Origin of the sequence: Amaricoccus sp. B4 (assembly GCF_043226085.1) — a bacterium.
Lineage (GTDB): Bacteria > Pseudomonadota > Alphaproteobacteria > Rhodobacterales > Rhodobacteraceae > Amaricoccus.
This window is the reverse complement of record NZ_CP171225.1, coordinates 3,736,194-3,753,597: the sequence shown is the minus strand read 5'-3', so window position 1 is coordinate 3,753,597 and position 17,404 is coordinate 3,736,194. Positions and strand designations below refer to the sequence as shown.

14 protein-coding genes are annotated in these 17,404 nt (G+C 69.2%); 9 read left to right on the top strand and 5 right to left on the bottom strand.

From position 1 onward, the window contains the following. Positions 1–24: 24 nt before the first annotated feature. Positions 25–1,623, bottom strand: coding sequence for an SGNH/GDSL hydrolase family protein (locus tag ACF66B_RS18025; RefSeq protein WP_111429616.1), 1,599 nt, complete (start codon positions 1,621–1,623; stop codon positions 25–27). A gap of 369 nt (positions 1,624–1,992) precedes the next feature. Between ACF66B_RS18025 and ACF66B_RS18020 the strand changes: the two genes are divergently transcribed. The 5 genes from ACF66B_RS18020 to rodA all read left to right on the top strand — a co-directional run bounded on the left by ACF66B_RS18020 (position 1,993) and on the right by rodA (position 7,640). After that, the gene (locus ACF66B_RS18020) at positions 1,993–3,033 is read left to right on the top strand and encodes a rod shape-determining protein (protein ID WP_111429617.1); all 1,041 of its coding nucleotides are present in this window, start codon (positions 1,993–1,995) and stop codon (positions 3,031–3,033) included. Between the two features lie 68 nt (positions 3,034–3,101). Beyond that, positions 3,102–4,019, top strand: coding sequence for a rod shape-determining protein MreC (mreC, locus tag ACF66B_RS18015; protein WP_392663496.1), 918 nt, complete (start codon positions 3,102–3,104; stop codon positions 4,017–4,019). Next, positions 4,016–4,555: a rod shape-determining protein MreD gene (gene mreD / locus ACF66B_RS18010; RefSeq protein ID WP_111429618.1), complete on the top strand. Its 540-nt coding sequence runs from the start codon at positions 4,016–4,018 to the stop codon at positions 4,553–4,555. The genes mreC and mreD overlap by 4 nt, the downstream gene beginning before the upstream one ends. Next, positions 4,549–6,492 (top strand): penicillin-binding protein 2, encoded by a 1,944-nt coding sequence (mrdA, locus tag ACF66B_RS18005; protein ID WP_111429619.1) that lies wholly within the window; start codon positions 4,549–4,551, stop codon positions 6,490–6,492. The genes mreD and mrdA overlap by 7 nt, the downstream gene beginning before the upstream one ends. Further along, positions 6,489–7,640: a rod shape-determining protein RodA gene (rodA, locus tag ACF66B_RS18000; protein ID WP_111429620.1), complete on the top strand. Its 1,152-nt coding sequence runs from the start codon at positions 6,489–6,491 to the stop codon at positions 7,638–7,640. The genes mrdA and rodA overlap by 4 nt, the downstream gene beginning before the upstream one ends. A gap of 8 nt (positions 7,641–7,648) precedes the next feature. Here rodA and ACF66B_RS17995 read toward each other — a convergent pair whose 3' ends face one another. Then, a complete protein-coding gene (locus tag ACF66B_RS17995) occupies positions 7,649–8,236 on the bottom strand; it encodes a cytochrome c4 (protein WP_111429621.1) in 588 nt (195 codons plus the stop codon). Beyond that, positions 8,233–9,486 (bottom strand): PQQ-dependent sugar dehydrogenase, encoded by a 1,254-nt coding sequence (locus ACF66B_RS17990; RefSeq protein WP_111429622.1) that lies wholly within the window; start codon positions 9,484–9,486, stop codon positions 8,233–8,235. Before ACF66B_RS17990 ends, ACF66B_RS17995 begins: the two co-directional genes overlap by 4 nt. A 226-nt stretch (positions 9,487–9,712) precedes the next feature. Between ACF66B_RS17990 and ACF66B_RS17985 the strand changes: the two genes are divergently transcribed. Further along, a complete protein-coding gene (locus ACF66B_RS17985) occupies positions 9,713–10,648 on the top strand; it encodes a glyoxylate/hydroxypyruvate reductase A (protein WP_111429623.1) in 936 nt (311 codons plus the stop codon). Between the two features lie 304 nt (positions 10,649–10,952). On the opposite strand, the gene ACF66B_RS17980 is transcribed toward ACF66B_RS17985, so the two are convergent. Further along, on the bottom strand, positions 10,953–11,411 hold the full coding sequence (locus tag ACF66B_RS17980) for a DNA polymerase III subunit chi (RefSeq protein WP_111429624.1): 459 nt from the start codon (positions 11,409–11,411) through the stop codon (positions 10,953–10,955). 7 nt (positions 11,412–11,418) lie between these two features. After that, positions 11,419–12,900 carry a leucyl aminopeptidase gene (locus ACF66B_RS17975; protein WP_392663492.1) on the bottom strand — a complete coding sequence of 494 codons (1,482 nt, stop codon included), beginning with the start codon at positions 12,898–12,900 and terminating at the stop codon, positions 11,419–11,421. A 100-nt stretch (positions 12,901–13,000) separates the two neighbouring features. Here ACF66B_RS17975 and ACF66B_RS17970 point away from each other — a divergent pair, with 100 nt between their 5' ends. The 3 genes from ACF66B_RS17970 to ACF66B_RS17960 are packed head-to-tail and all read left to right on the top strand — an operon-like array spanning position 13,001 to position 17,391. After that, entirely contained in the window at positions 13,001–14,113 is a 1,113-nt protein-coding gene (locus tag ACF66B_RS17970; protein WP_162683241.1) for an LptF/LptG family permease, read from the top strand. Continuing rightward, positions 14,110–15,207 (top strand): LPS export ABC transporter permease LptG, encoded by a 1,098-nt coding sequence (lptG, locus tag ACF66B_RS17965; RefSeq protein ID WP_111429626.1) that lies wholly within the window; start codon positions 14,110–14,112, stop codon positions 15,205–15,207. Before ACF66B_RS17970 ends, lptG begins: the two co-directional genes overlap by 4 nt. A 30-nt stretch (positions 15,208–15,237) precedes the next feature. After that, positions 15,238–17,391, top strand: coding sequence for an LPS assembly protein LptD (locus ACF66B_RS17960; protein ID WP_162683242.1), 2,154 nt, complete (start codon positions 15,238–15,240; stop codon positions 17,389–17,391). Positions 17,392–17,404: the final 13 nt, after the last annotated feature.

Below are 17,404 nucleotides of genomic sequence, written 5' to 3'. Positions count from 1 at the left end.
CCGGCCGCGGCCCGCCCGCCATCCTCAGACGAAGCCCCAGAGCGCGGCTTCGTCGATCCGCGCGGGCGTCTCGATCGCGGCGAGTTCCTCGGCGCTGTCGAGAAGGACGACATGCTCGATGCCACGGGTCTCGAGCCCGATCGCCGTCAGATGCTGCACGGGCGCCCCTTCGCGCAGCTCGGCCTCCACCGCCACCCGCGTGTCGCTCCCGAGCAGCAGATAGAGCGTATCCGCGCCGCGATCCCCCGACATGCAGCCGCCATCGCCGTCGGAGACCGCCGCGCCGCGGAGCTTCGGATCGACGAAGACGAAGGCATCCGCCCCGGCCCCGCCATGGAGCGCGTCGAGCCCCGCGCCGTCGACCATCAGGTCCGCACCCCGGCCGCCCCAGGCCCGGTCCGACCCGGCGCCGGTGGCGAGAACGTCGTTGCCGTTGCCGCCGAAGAGCAGATCGCGGCCCGATCCGCCCGCCACGATATCGTCGCCATGCCCGGCCGCCACGCTGTCGTCGCCCCGCCCGGCCAGCACGATATCGTCCCGCGCCCCGGCCAGCACCCGGTCGTCCCCGGCCCCGGCCAGCACCAGATCCCGCCGCGCCCCGCCGAGCACCACATCGTTGCCGCCGCCGAAGAAATGCGTCTCGCTCGTGAGCGTCGCGGCGGTGAAGGCCCCGAGCACGGCATGCACCGCCGCCGTCGGATGGACGATATCGAAGAAGGCGAGCTGATCCCGGTCGACGCCCGCCACCGCCGGATTCGCCGGAAACGCCCCGTCGTAGGAGCCGTCCGGCTGTTCGACGAGCGTGGGATTGCCGCCGCTCCCGAGCAGCACCGGCTGGCCGAAGAGATCGGGGCGCAGCCCGAAGGTGCCCGGATCGGCCATGATATCGCCCGCGAGCCGGTTGAAATCGATCCAGCCGACCGTGACGCCCGCATCCTCGAGCTCTCCCGCGCCACGGCTCAGCAGGTCGTTGTGCGCCCCGACAAGCGTATCGCCGAGCGCCAGAAGATCGTCGGGGGTCTGCGCCGAGAGCGGGAAGAAGCGGAAGCTCGGCATGGTATAGAGCAGCACCGTCTCCACCCCGGTCGCCGCCACCTGCTCGGCGGCCCGGATGGTGTTGCCCACCACGCCCTGCACCAGGAGTGCCGCCTCGATCGGCGCGGTCACCTGGGTCGACGGCACGAAGTCGGAATAGTCGTTGAGCCCGATCAGGAACGCCGCCGCCGTGCCCCTGGCGGGCGCCACCGTTGCGGCGTCGGCCCGGTAGCGCGCAACCTGGCCGCCGAGATAGAGATCGTAGTCGAGATCGGCCTCGGTCGCATCCGGCCGGATCGGATCAAGCCCCTGCACCTGCCCGCCGAGCCGCGAGGAGACATACTCCTCGACGGTGAGGCTCCCGACCGCATGCGCATAGCCCACCGCGTAATTCTCCCGCCCGATTCCGAGCAGGTCCGTGGCAACCGCCGCATGGACCGCGCCGTTGGTGAAGGCCTCGGTATAGCCCGCCGATTCCACCGGCAGGGTGACGATCGCCGTTCGCCCGGTCAGGTCATGCACATTGTGCTCGTCGGTAAGGCTGTCACCGAAGAAGAGGATGTGGCTCGGAACTTTCGGAGACGTCATGGGAGCACTCCTGCTGACCCGGAGGGGGAGAAAACGCCGCCACGCAGCGGCGGAGACTCGCGATATCGCGAACACCCGCCGCCATGATACGCCGCCGCCTGCGCCAATGCACGCGAGGGGAGAGAGCCACGCCGTCCGTGCTGTCGGATTCGGCCATCTGCGGCGCGCGACTGCAGCATTGCCGCAACATTAACCGAATTCCCGAATCGTTTAGCCTTTATTCACCCATCGGTTGCAGAGACTTGTGTTAACCATGCGGCGGAGGCTTTACCGGCCCTCTCGGAGAGGCCTATAAAGCCGGAACGCATCGGCACAGATACTGGCGCAGGCAACCGGTCCGTTCCGGACCAAGAGGGCAGAAACAAGAACATGTTTGGGGCATTGGGCGGCATCTTCTCGTCGGACATGGCGATCGACCTCGGCACGGCGAACACGCTGATCTACGTGAAGGGCAAGGGCGTCGTTCTGTCCGAGCCCTCGGTCGTAGCCTATCATTTCAAGGATGGGCGCAAGCGCGTGCTCGCGGTCGGCGAGGACGCAAAGCTCATGCTCGGCCGCACCCCCGGCTCGATCCAGGCGATCCGGCCGATGCGCGACGGCGTCATCGCCGATTTCGACGTCGCCGAGGAGATGATAAAGCATCTCATCCGCAAGGTGCACCGCACCGGCGGCTGGTCCAAGCCCAAGATCATCGTCTGCGTCCCCCATGGCGCGACCCCGGTCGAGCGCCGCGCGATCCGCGAAAGCGTGATGGCAGCGGGCGCGCGCAAGGCGGGCCTCATCTCCGAGCCGATCGCCGCGGCCATCGGCGCGGGCATGCCCATCGCCGAACCCACCGGCAACATGGTCGTCGACATCGGCGGCGGCACCACCGAGGTCGCGGTGCTCTCGCTCGGCGACGTGGTCTATGCCCAGAGCGAGCGCGTCGGCGGCGACCGGATGGACGAGGCGATCGTGAGCTACCTGCGCCGCCAGCATAACCTGCTGGTCGGCGAAGCGACCGCCGAGCGGATCAAGCTCGAGATCGGCACCGCGCGCATGCCCGACGACGGCATCGGCCGGCGGATCAACGTCCGCGGCCGCGACCTGCTCAACGGCGTGCCGAAGGAACTCGAGGTCACGCAGGGCCAGGTCGCCGAGGCGCTGTCCGAAACCGTGCAGACGATCGTCGAGGCGGTCATCACCGCGCTCGAACAGACGCCGCCCGACCTCGCCGCCGACATCGTCGACCGCGGCGTGATGCTCACGGGCGGCGGCTCGCTGCTCGGCGATCTCGACCTCGCGCTCCGCGAACAGACGGGCCTCGCGATCACCGTCGCCGAGGATCCGCTCAACTGTGTCGCCATCGGCACGGGCAAGTCGCTGGAATTTGAAACCCAGCTCGCCCATGTGCTAGACTTCGGCAACTGAGGCGGGCTTCTACCCGCCCGGTCCGGACCGCGGCGGGGGGCGGGTCCGGGCAGAGGCACTGAAACAGATTGGCGATCCGAGACAGCTCTCATCCAGACTATCTCACCGGCCTCCGCCGGGTGGTGCTCGGCATCGCCGCCGGGCTGCTCGTGCTGCTGTTCCTGATCTGGCGCATCGACAATGCCCGCGTCGAGCGGCTGCGCGCGGCCCTCGTCGATCAGGTGATGCCGAGCTTCGAATGGACCATCAAGCCGATCGCCGCCACCGGCCGGATGCTCTCCGATCTCCGGTCCTACCAGCGCGTCTATGCCCAGAACGAGGAGCTGCGCCGCGAGCTCCAGCGGATGCAGGGCTGGCGTGAAGCGGCTCTCCAGCTCGAACAGAAGAACGCGCGCCTGCTTGCGCTCAACAACGTCCGGCTCAACGCCCGCACCACCTTCGTCACCGGCGAGATCATCGCCGATGCCGGCAGCCCCTTCCGCCGCTCGGCCATGGTCAACGTCGGCCGGATCGACGGAGTGAAGGACGGCTCGGCGGTGATGGACGGGCTCGGCCTCGTCGGCCGCATCGCGGGCGTCGGCGAGCGCTCGGCGCGGATCATCTTCCTCACCGACGGATCGAGCCGGGTGCCCGCGGTGATCCGCCCCTCGGGCCAGCATGCCATCGTCACCGGCAACAACAGCGGCGCGCCGATCCTCGAGTTTCTCGACCAGCCCGACGAGATCCGCCCCGGCGACCGGATCGTGACCTCGGGTGACGGCGGGCTCTACCCGCCCGACATCCTGATCGGCCAGGTGCTCACCGGCCCCGACGGCCGGCTCCGCGCCCGCATCGCCGCCGATTACGGCCATCTCGATTTCGTCCGCGTCATCCGCCAGCAGGCGCCGGAGAGTATCGAGGGCCCGGGCGGGCTCATCGGCCCGCTGCTCGCCTCCGACCCGGCCCCGGCCGCGGACCCCGCCGCGGGCGGGGAGACGGCGCAATGAGACGGCGCCGCTCGCCCGCGCTGCTGCGCCAGGGCGCGTTTCTCCTCGTCTGCGCCGCCGCGATCTACCTGCCCCTCGCGCCCCTCGCCCCGGGCTCCGAGCGCGTGGCGCCCGATGTGCTCTTCTGCGTCGTCATCGCCTGGGTGCTGCGCGACCCGGCCTCGGCGCCGGCCTGGATCATCATCGCCGCCGGGCTCGTCGCCGATCTCGTGCTCGCCCGGCCCGTCGGGCTCGGCGCGCTCGGCCTGCTCGCCGCCTCCGAGATCGCGCGCGCCCAGCGCGACCGGATCCACGGCATCAACATCCTCGTCGAATGGATCGCGGTGCTGCTCCTCTTCGTGCTGACCTGGGCCGCGACGCTGTTCGTGCTGCGGCTGAGCTTTGCCGACACGCCCGGTCTCGACATCAGCCTCCGCCTCGTCACCGAGACTGCGATGATGTATCCTCTGATCTCGCTCGTCGCCGCCCTCGGCATGCGGATCTTCGGGCCCGCGCGCGGCGTGGCGCGCGCCCTCGAACAGGGAGGGACATGGTGAGCACGCATCACGACGACCCGCCACCCCGCATCACCCGCCGCGGCCTCATGCTGCTCGGCATCCAGATGGGGGTGATCGGCGCGCTCGGCTGGCGCATGCGCGACCTGCAGATCGTGCAGAGCGAGCATTTCCACCTCCTCGCCGAGGAAAACCGCATCAACATCCGCCTGCTGCCGCCCGCCCGCGGCCTGATCCGCGACCGGAACGGCCGGCTGATGGCAGGCAACCGGCAGAACTACCGCGTGGTGATGGTCCGCGAGCAGGCGCGCGATCCCGAGGCGATCCTCGCCCGGCTCGGCCAGATCATCGACCTGCCCGCCGACAAGCGCGAGCGCGCGCTGAAGGAGATGCACGGCCGCAGCGCCTTCGTGCCGGTGGTGGTGGCCGAACACCTGACCTGGCAGGATGTCGCCCGCGTCGCGGCCAATGCCCCCGTGCTCCCCGGCGTCATTCCCGAGGTCGGGCTCAGCCGCTTCTACCCCGACGGCTATTCGACCGCGCATGTGGTGGGCTACGTCGGCCCGGTCTCCGAGAGCGATCTCGCCAGGCTCGAGGACCCCGACCCGCTGCTCCAGATCCCGCGCTTCCAGATCGGCAAGACCGGCGTCGAGGTGAAGCTCGAGGACGACCTGCGCGGCGAGGCGGGCAACCAGCGCATCGAGGTGAGCGCCGCGGGCCGGGTGATGCGCGAGCTCGGCCGCACCGAGGGCAAGGCGGGCCGGGACATCCGCCTCACCATCGACCAGGGCCTGCAGGATTTCGCCATGGAGCGGATGCGCGAGGAAAGCGCTGCCTCCGTGGTGATCGACGTCACCAACGGCGACATCATGGCGATCGCCTCCTCCCCCGGCTTCGATCCCGGAAGCTTCGTCTTCGGCATCTCCTCGGGCGAGTGGAGCGCGTTGATGAACAACGATCACCGCCCGCTCTCCAACAAGACCGTGTCGGGCGTCTACCCGCCGGGCTCGACCTTCAAGATCGCCGTCGCCCTCGCCGCGCTCGAGGCGGGCGTGATGCGGCCGCATGAAACCGTCTACTGCCCGGGCTTCACCCAGCTCGGACGCCGCCGCTTCCACTGCTGGAAGCGCGGCGGCCACGGTTCGGTGGATCTCCGCCGCAGCCTCGCCCATTCCTGCGACTGCTACTATTACGAAATGGCCCGCCGCGTCGGCGCCGACGGCATCTCGGCCATGGCGAAGAAGCTCGGCATGGGCATCCGCCACGACCTGCCCCTGCCCGCCGTCTCCGAGGGCCTCATGCCCGACCGGGCGTGGAAGAAGGAGAACCGCGGCGAGTCCTGGACCACCGGCGACAGCTTCAACTACGGCATCGGCCAGGGCTTTACGCTCGCCTCGCCCCTCCACCTCGCGCTGATGACGGCCCGCGTCTCGACCGGGCTCGCGGTGATGCCACGGCTGGTGCGCGCGATCGGCGACGAGGAGATCCCGGTGCCGCCGCCCGAACCCCTCGGCATCGACCCCGCCCATCTCGCCGCGGTGCGCGACGGGATGTACAACGTCTCCAACACCCCCGGCGCCACCGCCTTCCGCTCGCGCATCGCGCAGAAGGACATGGAGATGGCGGGCAAGACCGGCACCAGCCAGGTGCGCATCATCACCGCCGCCGAACGCGCCGCGGGCGTCACCAAGAACGAACAGCTCCCCTGGAACCGCCGCGACCACGCGCTCTTCGTCGCCTACGCCCCCTATGACCAGCCGCGCTACGCCATCGCCCAGATCGTCGAGCACGGCGGCGGCGGCTCGAAGGTCGCGGCCCCGATCGCGCGCGACATCCTGCTCCAGGCGCTCTATGGCGGCACGCCGCCGCTCGAGGCCTACCCCTCCGAACAGCGCCGCGAGATCGAGGAGCGCCGCAAGGCCGCGCAGGAGGCCGCCGAGGCCGCGGCGGGCCGCCCGCCCGAGGGAGACCCGGCATGAGCTATGCCGTTCCGAGCCACCGCGACACGCCACGCGGCCTCGCCAAGCTCTTCGCGCTCAACTGGGCCCTCATCCTGCTGCTCTGCGCCGTCGCCGGCGCGGGCTTCCTCATGCTCTATTCCAACGCCGGCGGCAGCTTCTCGCCTTGGGCCGGTCCGCAGATGATCCGCTTCGGCGTCGGGCTGGTGGCGATGGTGGTGATCGCGATGGTCCCGCTCCGCTTCTGGCGCTGGGTCGCGCCCTTTGCCTATCTCGGCGCCTTCGCGCTGCTCGTGCTCGTCGAGATCATGGGCTCGATCGGCATGGGCGCCCAGCGCTGGATCGACCTCGGCCCGATCCAGCTCCAGCCCTCCGAGCTCATGAAGGTCACGCTGGTGATGGCGCTCGCCGCCTATTACAGCTGGCTCGACCCGAAGAAGGTCTCGCACATCTTCTGGGTGATCCTGCCGCTCGTCCTCATCCTTGCGCCCACCGCGCTGGTGCTGAAGCAGCCCGACCTCGGCACGGCGCTCCTGCTCGTCATGGGCGGGGGGGCGGTGATGTTCCTCGCCGGGGTCAGCCTCTGGTATTTCGGCGCCGCGGTGCTGACGGTGGCGGGCATGGTCTATGCGGTGCTGAAATCGAAGGGCACCTCCTGGCAGCTCCTCGAGGATTACCAGTACCGCCGCATCTTCACCTTCCTCGACCCCGCCGCCGACCCGCTCGGCGCGGGCTATCACATCACCCAGGCCAAGATCGCCATGGGCTCGGGCGGGCTCGCGGGCCGCGGCTTCATGCAAGGCACCCAGAGCCGGCTCAACTTCCTGCCCGAAAAGCACACCGACTTCATCTTCACCACGCTCGCCGAGGAATTCGGCTTCATGGGCTCGGCGACGCTCCTCGGGCTCTACACCCTCGTCATCGTCTTCTGCATCGCCTCGGCGATCTCCAACCGCGACCGGTTCGGGGCGCTGATGACCGGCGGGCTCACCGTCACCTTCTTCCTGTTCTTCGCCGTCAACATGGGGATGGTCATGGGGCTGATGCCGGTGGTGGGCGTGCCGCTGCCGCTCGTCTCCTACGGCGGCTCGGCGATGCTCGTCCTCCTCGCCGCCTTCGGCCTCGTCCAGAGCGCCCATGTCCACCGGCCGCGCAGCCAGCAGGACTGAGGCGCGGGCTATCCCCCCTCGGGCGGCAGGATCTCGAGATGGACGGCGGCATACCAGTCCGCGGCCTCCCGGATCTCGGCATCGCTCAGCCCCGAGGCCACCTGCGTCATGATCTCGTGCACCCGGCTGCCGCGCTTGAAGGCCTTGAGCTGGGTGTCGATGTAGATGTTGGTCTCGCCCGCGAGATTGGGCGCATCGAGAAGCTTCGAGATCCCGTCCGCGCCGTGGCAGGCCACGCATTGCTGCGGGGCATCCGCGGCCGAGACCCCCTCGGGCAGCGTCGCCACCGCCCGCTGCGCGGCATACCATGCCGCCACATCCGAGATCTGCTGCGCGGTGAGGCCCGGGGCCACCACGCTCATCATCTCGTTCTCCCGCGCCCCGGTCTTGAAGGCCATGAGCTGGGCCTCGAGATAGCTCTGCGGCTCGCCGCCGATATGCGGCGCGATCGGCACCTGGGCAAAGCCGTCGATCCCGTGACAGGTGCGGCACATGTTCGCGACCTTGCGCCCCGCCGCCGGATCACCGGCCGGCGCCGGGGTGGCCACCCCGGCGAGCAGAAGCCCGCCGAGGATCGCCGCTGCGGCAGATCTCATTCGCCACCCGTGTAGGCAATCCGCCAGATCGCGCCGGCGAAATCATCCGAGACCAGCATCGAGCCGTCCGGCAGGAAGGCGATATCCATCGGCCGCCCGCGGTATTCGCCCGTCTCCTCGTCGAGCCAGCCGTCGGCGAAGACCTCCGTCCCGGCGGCATTGCCCTCCTCGTCGAGCGCGGTGAACATCACCCGCGCGCCGACCGGCTCGGTGCGGTTCCAGGACCCGTGCTGGGCCGAGAAGATCCCGCCGCGATACTTCTCCGGGAAGGACTTGCCGGTGTAGAACCGCATGCCGAGATCGGCGGCATGGGCCTGCATCTCCACCTGCGGCGGCACGAACTCGACGCCCTCGGGGCGCGGCACGTCCGTGTAGTCGGGGATCTCCACCGCGCCGTTCACCCAGGGAAAGCCGAAGTGCTGGCCCGCCGCGGTCTGCCGGTTGAGCTCGCCCGGCGGGATATCGTCGCCCATGCCGTCGACCTGGTTGTCGGTGAACCAGAGATCGCCGTTCGCCGGGTTGAAATCATGCCCGACCGAGTTGCGGATGCCGCTGGTATAGACCTCGCGGCCGCTGCCGTCCGGGTTCATGCGGAGGATCCCGCCGATGCCGAGCTTGGCATAGAGCTCGTGCTTGTCCACGGGCGGCACGTTGTGCGGCTGGCCGATCGAGATGTAGAGCTTGCCGTCCGGCCCCACGCGGCAGACCCGCGCGGTGTGGTTGAAGCTCTCCTCCTCCGCCGGGATCAGCTCGCCCTGCGGCACCACGACCGCCACCGGCTGGTCCGGCCCCTCGAAGAAGAACTCGGCGGCCGGGAAGGAGAGCACCCGGTTGCGCTCGGCGATATAGAGGAACCCGTCCGGCGAGAAGCACGGGCCGTTCGGAATGTCGAAGGTCACCGACGGCGCGAAATCCTTCACCTCGTCGGCCACCCGGTTGCGGTCCCGGTCGACCACCGACCAGACCTTGTCCTTGCGCGTGCCGGTGAAGACCACCGTGCCCTGCGGCGCGACCGCCATCGAGCGCGCGTCCGGCACCACGGCATAGAGGCTCGCCTCGAAGCCGTCCGGCACATTGATGTGCTCCAGGATGCCGTTGAGCGCATCGGCGCGCTCGCCCTCCTGGTCGATTGTCGTGAAAGCCGCATCGGTGCGCTGCATGTTGGACAACTTGTTCATGTTGTCCTGTGCGGCGACCGGCACGGCAAGCAGAGTCCCCAGGACCGCGCCTGGCACCAGTCTGTTGAACATTTCGCTCCTCCCTGAGCTGTCGCACCCGGCTGTTGTGACCCGGGCATTTTTTGTTTGGCATTGACTGTCGACAGCAGGCTGCAATCCTGTCAACGATTCGAAACCCTTGCCGAGCTGCGAGGGCCGACATCTAAGGAGGCGGCGCGGACGGCGGACTGTGGGTGGGTGCGCTCCGGCAGGCCGCGGCGCCTCGCGCACACCGCAACCCGGAAAGGCCCGCCAGTCCATGCCAGACCTTCTCTTCTCATGCTCTGATGACGAGCATGCGGCCTTCGCCCCGCCGATCCTCGAAGCCTGCCGCGAGCGGGGCCTCGACATCCGCGCCGCGCGCGTGGCGCTGAACCCGGCGGCGGTCGATTACATCGTCTTCACCCCCGACGGCCCGGTCAGCGATTTCGCGCCCTTCACCGGGCTCAAGGCCGCGCTCAGCCTCTGGGCGGGCGTCGAGCGCATCGTCGGCAACCCGAGCCTCACCGCGCCGCTCTGCCGCATGGTCGATCCCGGCCTCACTGCGGGCATGGTGGAATACGTCACCGGCCATGTGCTGCGCTACCACCTCGGGCTCGACGCCGTGCTCGCCGCGCAGGATGGCGAATGGCGCCCCGGTCTCGCGCCGCCGCTGGCGGATCACCGCACCATCGGCATCCTCGGCCTCGGCGCGCTCGGGGCGGCTGCGGGCGGCGCGCTGGCCGCCCTCGGCTTCCGCGTGGTCGGCTGGAGCCGGCGGCCGAAGCAGGTCGAGGGCCTCGAATGCCTCTCGGGCGAGGCCGGGCTCATCGAGGTGCTGATGCGCGCGGGCATTCTCGTCACCCTGCTGCCCGCGACGCCCGAGACGGAAAACCTGCTCGACGTGACCCGCCTCGCCGTGCTCCAGCGCGGCGCGCGGATCATCAACCCCGGCCGCGGCAGCCTGATCGACGAGGCCGCCCTCCTCGCCGCGCTCGACAGCGGCCAGGTGGCGCATGCGACCCTCGATGTCTTCCGCACCGAGCCGCTGCCGCCCGGGCATCCGTTCTGGGCCCACCCCAACGTCACCGTCACCCCCCACATCGCCGCCGCCACCCGCCCGGGGAGCGCCGCTCAGGTGATCGCCGAGAACATCCGCCGCGGCGAGGCGGGCGAGCCCTTCCTCCACCGCGTCGATCGCGGCGCGGGCTACTGATCCGGGCTGCGGCCGGACCCTCAGGGCTTGCGCCCGCCGGTCGGGAGTGACCGCCAGATCCGGTCAGGTCGCCCATTCCGGGAACCACGGGCCGCGCGCCGCGCCCGAACGCTCCGCGATCTGACGGGGGAAGGCTTCCCGGCCAGCCAGCCAGAGGCCCATGCCACCCCGCTTGCGGGCGCGCGCCGGTCCGCATGGCGCCCCCGCGCCATTCATGATATGTTTACCACTTAATCCTGAAAAATCAGAGGCTTGATTTCGTTTTCACGGTGAAACGCCCCGTTTTCACGCCCGCAACCCGCGGTCAGGAGCTCGCCTTCTGCACCCAGCGTCCGTGTTCCTGCGCCCAGTATTTCGCCGCGAGCCCCGCCGCGGTCACCGCCTTCCAGTCGGCCCGTGCGGTCTGGACGATGTCCGGATCGCCCCCGTCGAAGAGCAGGCAGGTGCGGGCAAACCCCGCCATCTCCTCCGGCGTCGCCCGCGCCCCGTCCACCAGCATGAGCACATCCGCCCCGTTCGGCACCTCCGGCCCCAGCGTGAGATAGACCGGCTGCCGCTCGGGATGCGGGCCTGCGGCCGTGCCATGGGGCAGGAAGCTCTCGTCGCGATAGGTCCAGAGATGGGTGTCGAGCGCCGCGAGCCCGCCTTGCGAGCCGCAGCGCACCACCACCTTCCAGCCCCGCTCGAGCGATTTTTCGAGCAGGAAGGGCAGGTTCTGCTCCAGCGGGCTTGCCGTCAGGTGATAGAACAGAACCTCCGCCATCCGGGCCTCAGGCCTCGAACTTGTCCCGGATCAGCCGGTCGAGCGCGCGCACGCCCCAGCCGGTCGCGCCCTTGTTGACGAGATCCGTGCCCTTCCCGTCATAGGCCACGCCCGCGATGTCGAGATGGATCCAGGGGGTCCCGTCCTTCACGAAGCGCTTGAGGAACTGCGCCGCGGTGATCGAGCCGGCCGGGCGGCCGCCGACATTCGAGATGTCCGCGATCCGGCTCTTGAGCTGCTTGTCGTAGGCCGGCCCGAGCGGCAGCCGCCAGGCGCCCTCGCTCTCGCTGTCCGCAGCCTTCAGGAACGCACCGACCAGCTCCTCGTCATTGGAGAAGACGCCCGCGTTCTGATGGCCGAGCGCAATGATGACCGCACCGGTCAGCGTCGCGAGATCGATCATGCCGGTCGGATTGAAGCGCTCCTGGGCATACCAGAGCACATCGGCCAGCACGAGACGGCCCTCGGCGTCGGTGTTGATGACCTCGACGGTATCGCCCTTCATGGTCTTCACGACATCGCCCGGGCGCGTCGCCTTGCCGTCTGGCATGTTCTCGACGAGACCGACGAGCCCCACCACATTGGCCTTGGCCTTGCGGAGCGCGAGCGTCTTCATCACGCCCGAGACGACCCCCGCGCCGCCCATGTCCATCGTCATCTCTTCCATGCCCGCCGCGGGCTTGATCGAGATGCCGCCGGTGTCGAACACAACACCCTTGCCGACGAGCGCGAAGGGGGCTTCGTCCCCGCCGCCCTTCCACTGCATCACCACGACCTTCGAGGGGCTTTCCGAGCCCTGCCCGACCGCGAGCAGCGTGCGCATCCCGAGCTTCTCGAGCGCCGCTTCCTCCAGCACCTCGACCTCGAGGCCGACATCACGCAGCGCCGCAAGCCGTTCGGCGAATTCGGTGGTGGTGAGAACGTTGGCGGGCTCGTTCACCAGATCGCGGGTGAAGAACACCCCCTCCGCCTGGGCCGCGAGCGGCGCGAAGGCCTCGGCCGCGGCGGCGGCATCCTTGGCCATCACGGTCGCGGGCACGGGCTCCGCCGCGGCGGCATCCTCGTCCTTCACGCTGCGGTAGGCGGTGAAGTCATAGGCCCGGAGCGAAAGCCCCAGAGCGAGATCCGCGACATTGCCGAGCGGCCCGGCCAGCACGGTCACGGGCTTCGCGACGCCCGCCTTGGCGATCTCGGCGCCGGCCTTGCGCGCCGCCTCGGGCCCGGGGCGGCGGGCAAGCTTGATGACCTGCACCGCCTCGGCGGCAAGACCGGCGGGAAAGGCCAGCACATGGCTGCTGCCCGGCTTTGCCTTGGTGAAGGTCTCGCTCTCGACCAGCCGCGTCAGCGCCTTGCGCGTCAGCCGGTCGACCCGCCGCGCCAGAGGGTCCATGGCGCCATCCGGGGTCACGAAAGCCACGAGACGTCCCTCGAGCCCGGCGATTGCCTCGGCATCGGGTTCCACGAAGCTTGTTTCTAGTGGCGCGGTCACGGCTCTCTCCTTATGCTCGGCGGTTCGAGGCAAAGGCCTAGCCCCTTTCGCGGGGCTTGGCCAGACGGGCATTGAAACCGCCACGCGGAGAACGACGGGCGTGAAGACACTGAACCGCTACATCCTGCGCCAGCTCATCGCGGCGTTCGGTTTCTTTGCGCTCATCTTCACCGGCGTGATCTGGCTCACCCAGGCGGTGCGCCTCATCGACACGGTGATCTCGAGCGGCCAGGGTGCCTGGACCTTCGTCACCTTCTCCTCCCTGGTGCTGCCTCAGGTCTTCGTGATCGTCCTGCCGCTCTCGGCGATCGGCGCCGCACTCTATTCGCTCAACAAGTTCTACGCCGATTCCGAGCTCGTGGTGATGATGGCCGCAGGCCACGGGCCGATGAAGCTCCTGCGCCCGGTCGCGGTCTTCGGCGGGCTGATCGCGGTGACCATGGCCTTCGTGCTCATGATCCTCGTGCCGATCTCCGGCAAGACGCTTGCCGAGCGCACCCGCGCGATCCGCTCCGATCTGGCCCAGTCGCTGATCGTCGAGCGGCAGTTCATCCATCCGCTCTCCGGCCTCACCCTCTTCATCACCGAGACCGGGCGCTCCGGCGAGATGAAGGGCATCTTCCTCAACGACCAGCGCGATCCGGCGCAGGTCGTCACCTATTCCGCCGAGCGCGCGCTCTTCCTGCGCGCCGACGACGAGGCCCGGCTGGTGATGCAAGACGGCGTCGCGCTGAGCACCACCCAGGCGGGCGACCTCAACAGCGTGACCTTCGACCAGTTCGTCTTCGATCTCTCGGACCTGCTCGACAAGGAGCGCACCCGCGTGCCGCGGCCCTCGGAATACCCGGTCACGGCGCTGCTCCGGCCGACGCCGGAGATGCTCGACACCCGCTACAGCCTCGGCGACTACATCTCCGAGGCGCATTACAAGCTCTCGCTGCCGCTCCTGGCCATGACCTACCCGGTGATCGCGCTGGTGACCTTCCTCGCCGGCGGCTACCGGCGCAGCGGCTTCGGCCGGCGCGTCGTGGTCGCGGTCGCGGTGGCGGTCATCGTGCAGGTGCTGATGTTTGCCTGCGAGGCGCGGGTGAACGAGACGCCGCGCCTCTGGCCGCTCATGTATCTGCCCCAGCTTCTCGCGGTCATCTACATCGCGGTGCTCATGCGCTATCTCTGCACCCCGCGCCACCCCCGCTGCCGGAGGCCCGCATGACGCTCTGGCGCTATCTGCTCCGCGGCTTCCTGCGCGCGGTCCTCGGGGTCTTCGCGGTGATCGGCCTCGTGATCGCGCTCTTCACCGGCGTCGAGAACATGCGCCGCTATGGCGACAGCGGCGCGGCCTTCGGTGATATCGTGCGCATCACGCTGCTGCAGATGCCCGAAACGCTCTACCAGATCTTTCCGCTCATGCTGATGCTCGCAAGCCTCGTGAGCTTCCTCAAGCTCGCCCGCACCAGCGAGCTCGTGGTGATGCGCGCGGCCGGGATCTCGGCGCTCCGGCTCATCTCGATCCCGGTGGTCGCGGCCATCGTGATCGGCGCGGCCTTCGTCGGCGCGGTCAATCCCTTCGTCGCCGCCACGCTGCGCAAGAGCGAGATCGTGGCCGACAGCTTCAACAACGACCACGCAAGCTTCCTCTCGATCTCCGCCGAGGGCCTCTGGCTGCGTCAGGCCGATGACGGCGGCCAGACCGTGATCCAGGCGGCCCGCTCGAATTCCGCCGGCACGATCCTGAGCCGGCTCCGGATGCACCGCTTCGACGAGGACGGCACGCTCTATGCCCGCATCGAGGCCCCGGTCGCCCGGCTCACCGGCCATGTCTGGCGGATCGAGAACGCCACCGTCTGGGAGCTCAACCCCGAAGACGGGCGCTACGAGCGCACCCTCAACCACGCCCGCTACGACCTGCCCACCTCGCTCACCAACGAGCAGATCCTCGACAGCTTCTCCGCGCCCGAGAAGATCGGCTTCTGGGAGCTGCGCGGTTTCATCGAAGAGATCGAGCGGGCGGGTTTTTCGGGCACCCGGCACCGGCTCTATTTCCAGAGCGAGCTCTCCAAGCCGCTGCTCTTTGCCGCCATGGTGCTGATCGGGGCGACCTTCGCGCTCCGGCCCGCCCGGTTCGGACAGACCGGCGTGATGATCCTGCTCGCCATCCTCGCGGGCTTCGCGCTCTACTTCCTGCGGGATTTCGCCGAGAGCCTCGGCGCCCAGGGCCAGATCCCGCTGCTGGTGGCGGCCTGGATGCCACCGCTCGCCGCGATCCTCCTTGCCGTCGGCCTGCTCTTGCATCTCGAGGACGGCTGACCGATGGACACCTCACGAGCGGAAAGGAGAATGATGCGCTCCGCAGCCCGAGCACCGGCCGCCCGTGTGGCGGCACTGGCCCTTGCGGCAGCCCTCGCGCTGCCCGCAGGCCTCGCGCGCGCCGAGCCCGCGAGCCTCATCGCCGATGCGGTGGACTATGACCGCGACAGCAAGGTGCTGACCGCCTCGGGCAATGTCGAGGTCTACTACCAGGGCCGCGTGCTCCATGCCGAAAGCATCACCTATGACGAGGCCGCCGACGAGATCCGCGCCACCGGGCCGCTCTCGATCACCGATGCCGGCGGCACGGTCTTCCTGGCCGATACCGCCGAGCTTTCGTCCGACCTGCGCCAGGGGCTGATCGAGGGCGGCCGGGTGCTGATCGCGGGCCAGCTCCAGATCGCCGCATCCGAGATCTACCGCACCGGCGACCGCTACACGACGCTGCACCAGACCATCGCTTCCTCCTGCACCATCTGCGCCGAGAACCCGGTGCCGACCTGGGACATCCGCGCCGCCCGGGTCATCGAGGATCAGGCCGCCAAGCGCATCTATTTCGAGCACGCGCGCTTCGAGATCATCGGCGTGCCCGTCGCCTACATCCCGCGCATGAGCATCCCCGATCCGAGCGTGCGGCGCGCGAGCGGCTTCCTGCTGCCGGAATACCGCCAGTCCGACATCTACGGCTCGGGCATCCGCCAGCCCTACTACCACGTGTTCAGCCCCTCCGCGGACGCGACGATCATCCCCTTCGTCAGCACCGGCGGCGCCGCGTTGCTCGAGGGGCAGTACCGGCGGCGCATCCGCTCGGGCGGCTACGATCTCTGGGGGGTCTATGCCTTCGACGACGGCATGGGCGACCACGGCCGCAGCGCCTTCGCCGCCGATGGCGAGTTCCGCCTCCAGCGCGGCTTCGTCGCCGCCTTCGACGTGAGCCACGCCAGCGACGACAGCTTCCTGCAGGAATTCGACTATTCCGACGCCGACCGCCTCACCTCGATCGCCCGCCTCTACCGGGTCCGGGCGGAGGATTTCATCCAGCTCGACACGGTGGCCTTCCAGAGCCTGCGCGCCGACGAGGAGACCGACACCGTCCCCTTCGTCTTCCCGGAATTCCTCTATTCCCGGCGCGGCGCCCTCCCCGGCGTCGGCGGGCTCTTCGGGGTGGAGGCGAGCGTCCTCGGCATCACCCGGCAGGACGGGCAGGACATGCTCCGGGTCGGCGGCGGCGGCAACTGGCAGCAGACCTGGATCGCGCCGAACGGGCTCGTCACCACGGCGCTGCTCCGGGGCGATCTCGACGTCTACGCAAGCAGTGAGAACCCCGACCAGCACGACGGCACGGATTTTCGCATCGTGCCGATCGCCGCCTCCGAATTCCGCTGGCCGCTGCAGCGCGCGACGGAGCATGCGCGGCACGTGCTCGAACCGATCGTGCAGGTGGTCTATTCCGAGGCGCTCGGCAAGGTCGACGTGCCGAACGAGGACAGCCAGCTTCCCGAGCTCGACGAGACCAACCTCTTCGCCCTCAACCGCTATCCGGGCCGCGACCGGGTCGAGACCGGGCTCCGGGCCAACGTTGGCGTCCAATACACCCGCTATGACCCCGACGGCTGGACCCTCGGCATGACCCTCGGCCGGGTGATCCGCGCCGAGGACGACCAGCAGTTCCCGACCGGCACCGGGCTCGACGGCTATCTCTCCGATTACGTCGGCGCGGTCGCCGCGACCTTCGACACCGGGCTCACCGTCACCAACCGCGCGCTCTTCGACGACAAGCTCACCTTCCAGCGCAACGAATTCGCCCTCGGCTTCGAGGACGAGCGCGCCGAGGTGGCCGCGAGCTACACCTATTTCGCCGAGGACGATTCCAACCCGATCCTCGGCCCGCAGCCCGAAACCGACGAATTCGGCATCGAGGCGAGCTACCGCGTGCGCCCGAACTGGTCGGTGCGCGGGCTCTGGCGCTACGACCTGGCCTCGGATTCGATCCTCAAGGCCGAGGGCGGTGTCACCTATGGCAACGAATGCGCCGAATTCGAGCTTTCCGTCTCGCGCCGCTATACGTCATCGTCTAATCTGCGCCCCTCGACCTCGATCAGCTTTGGCATCCAGCTTGCCGGGCTGGGCGGGGACGGGGAAACCAACTGGCCGTCCCGGACCTGCCGGCTCCGGGGCATCTGAGGAGACCCGGGGT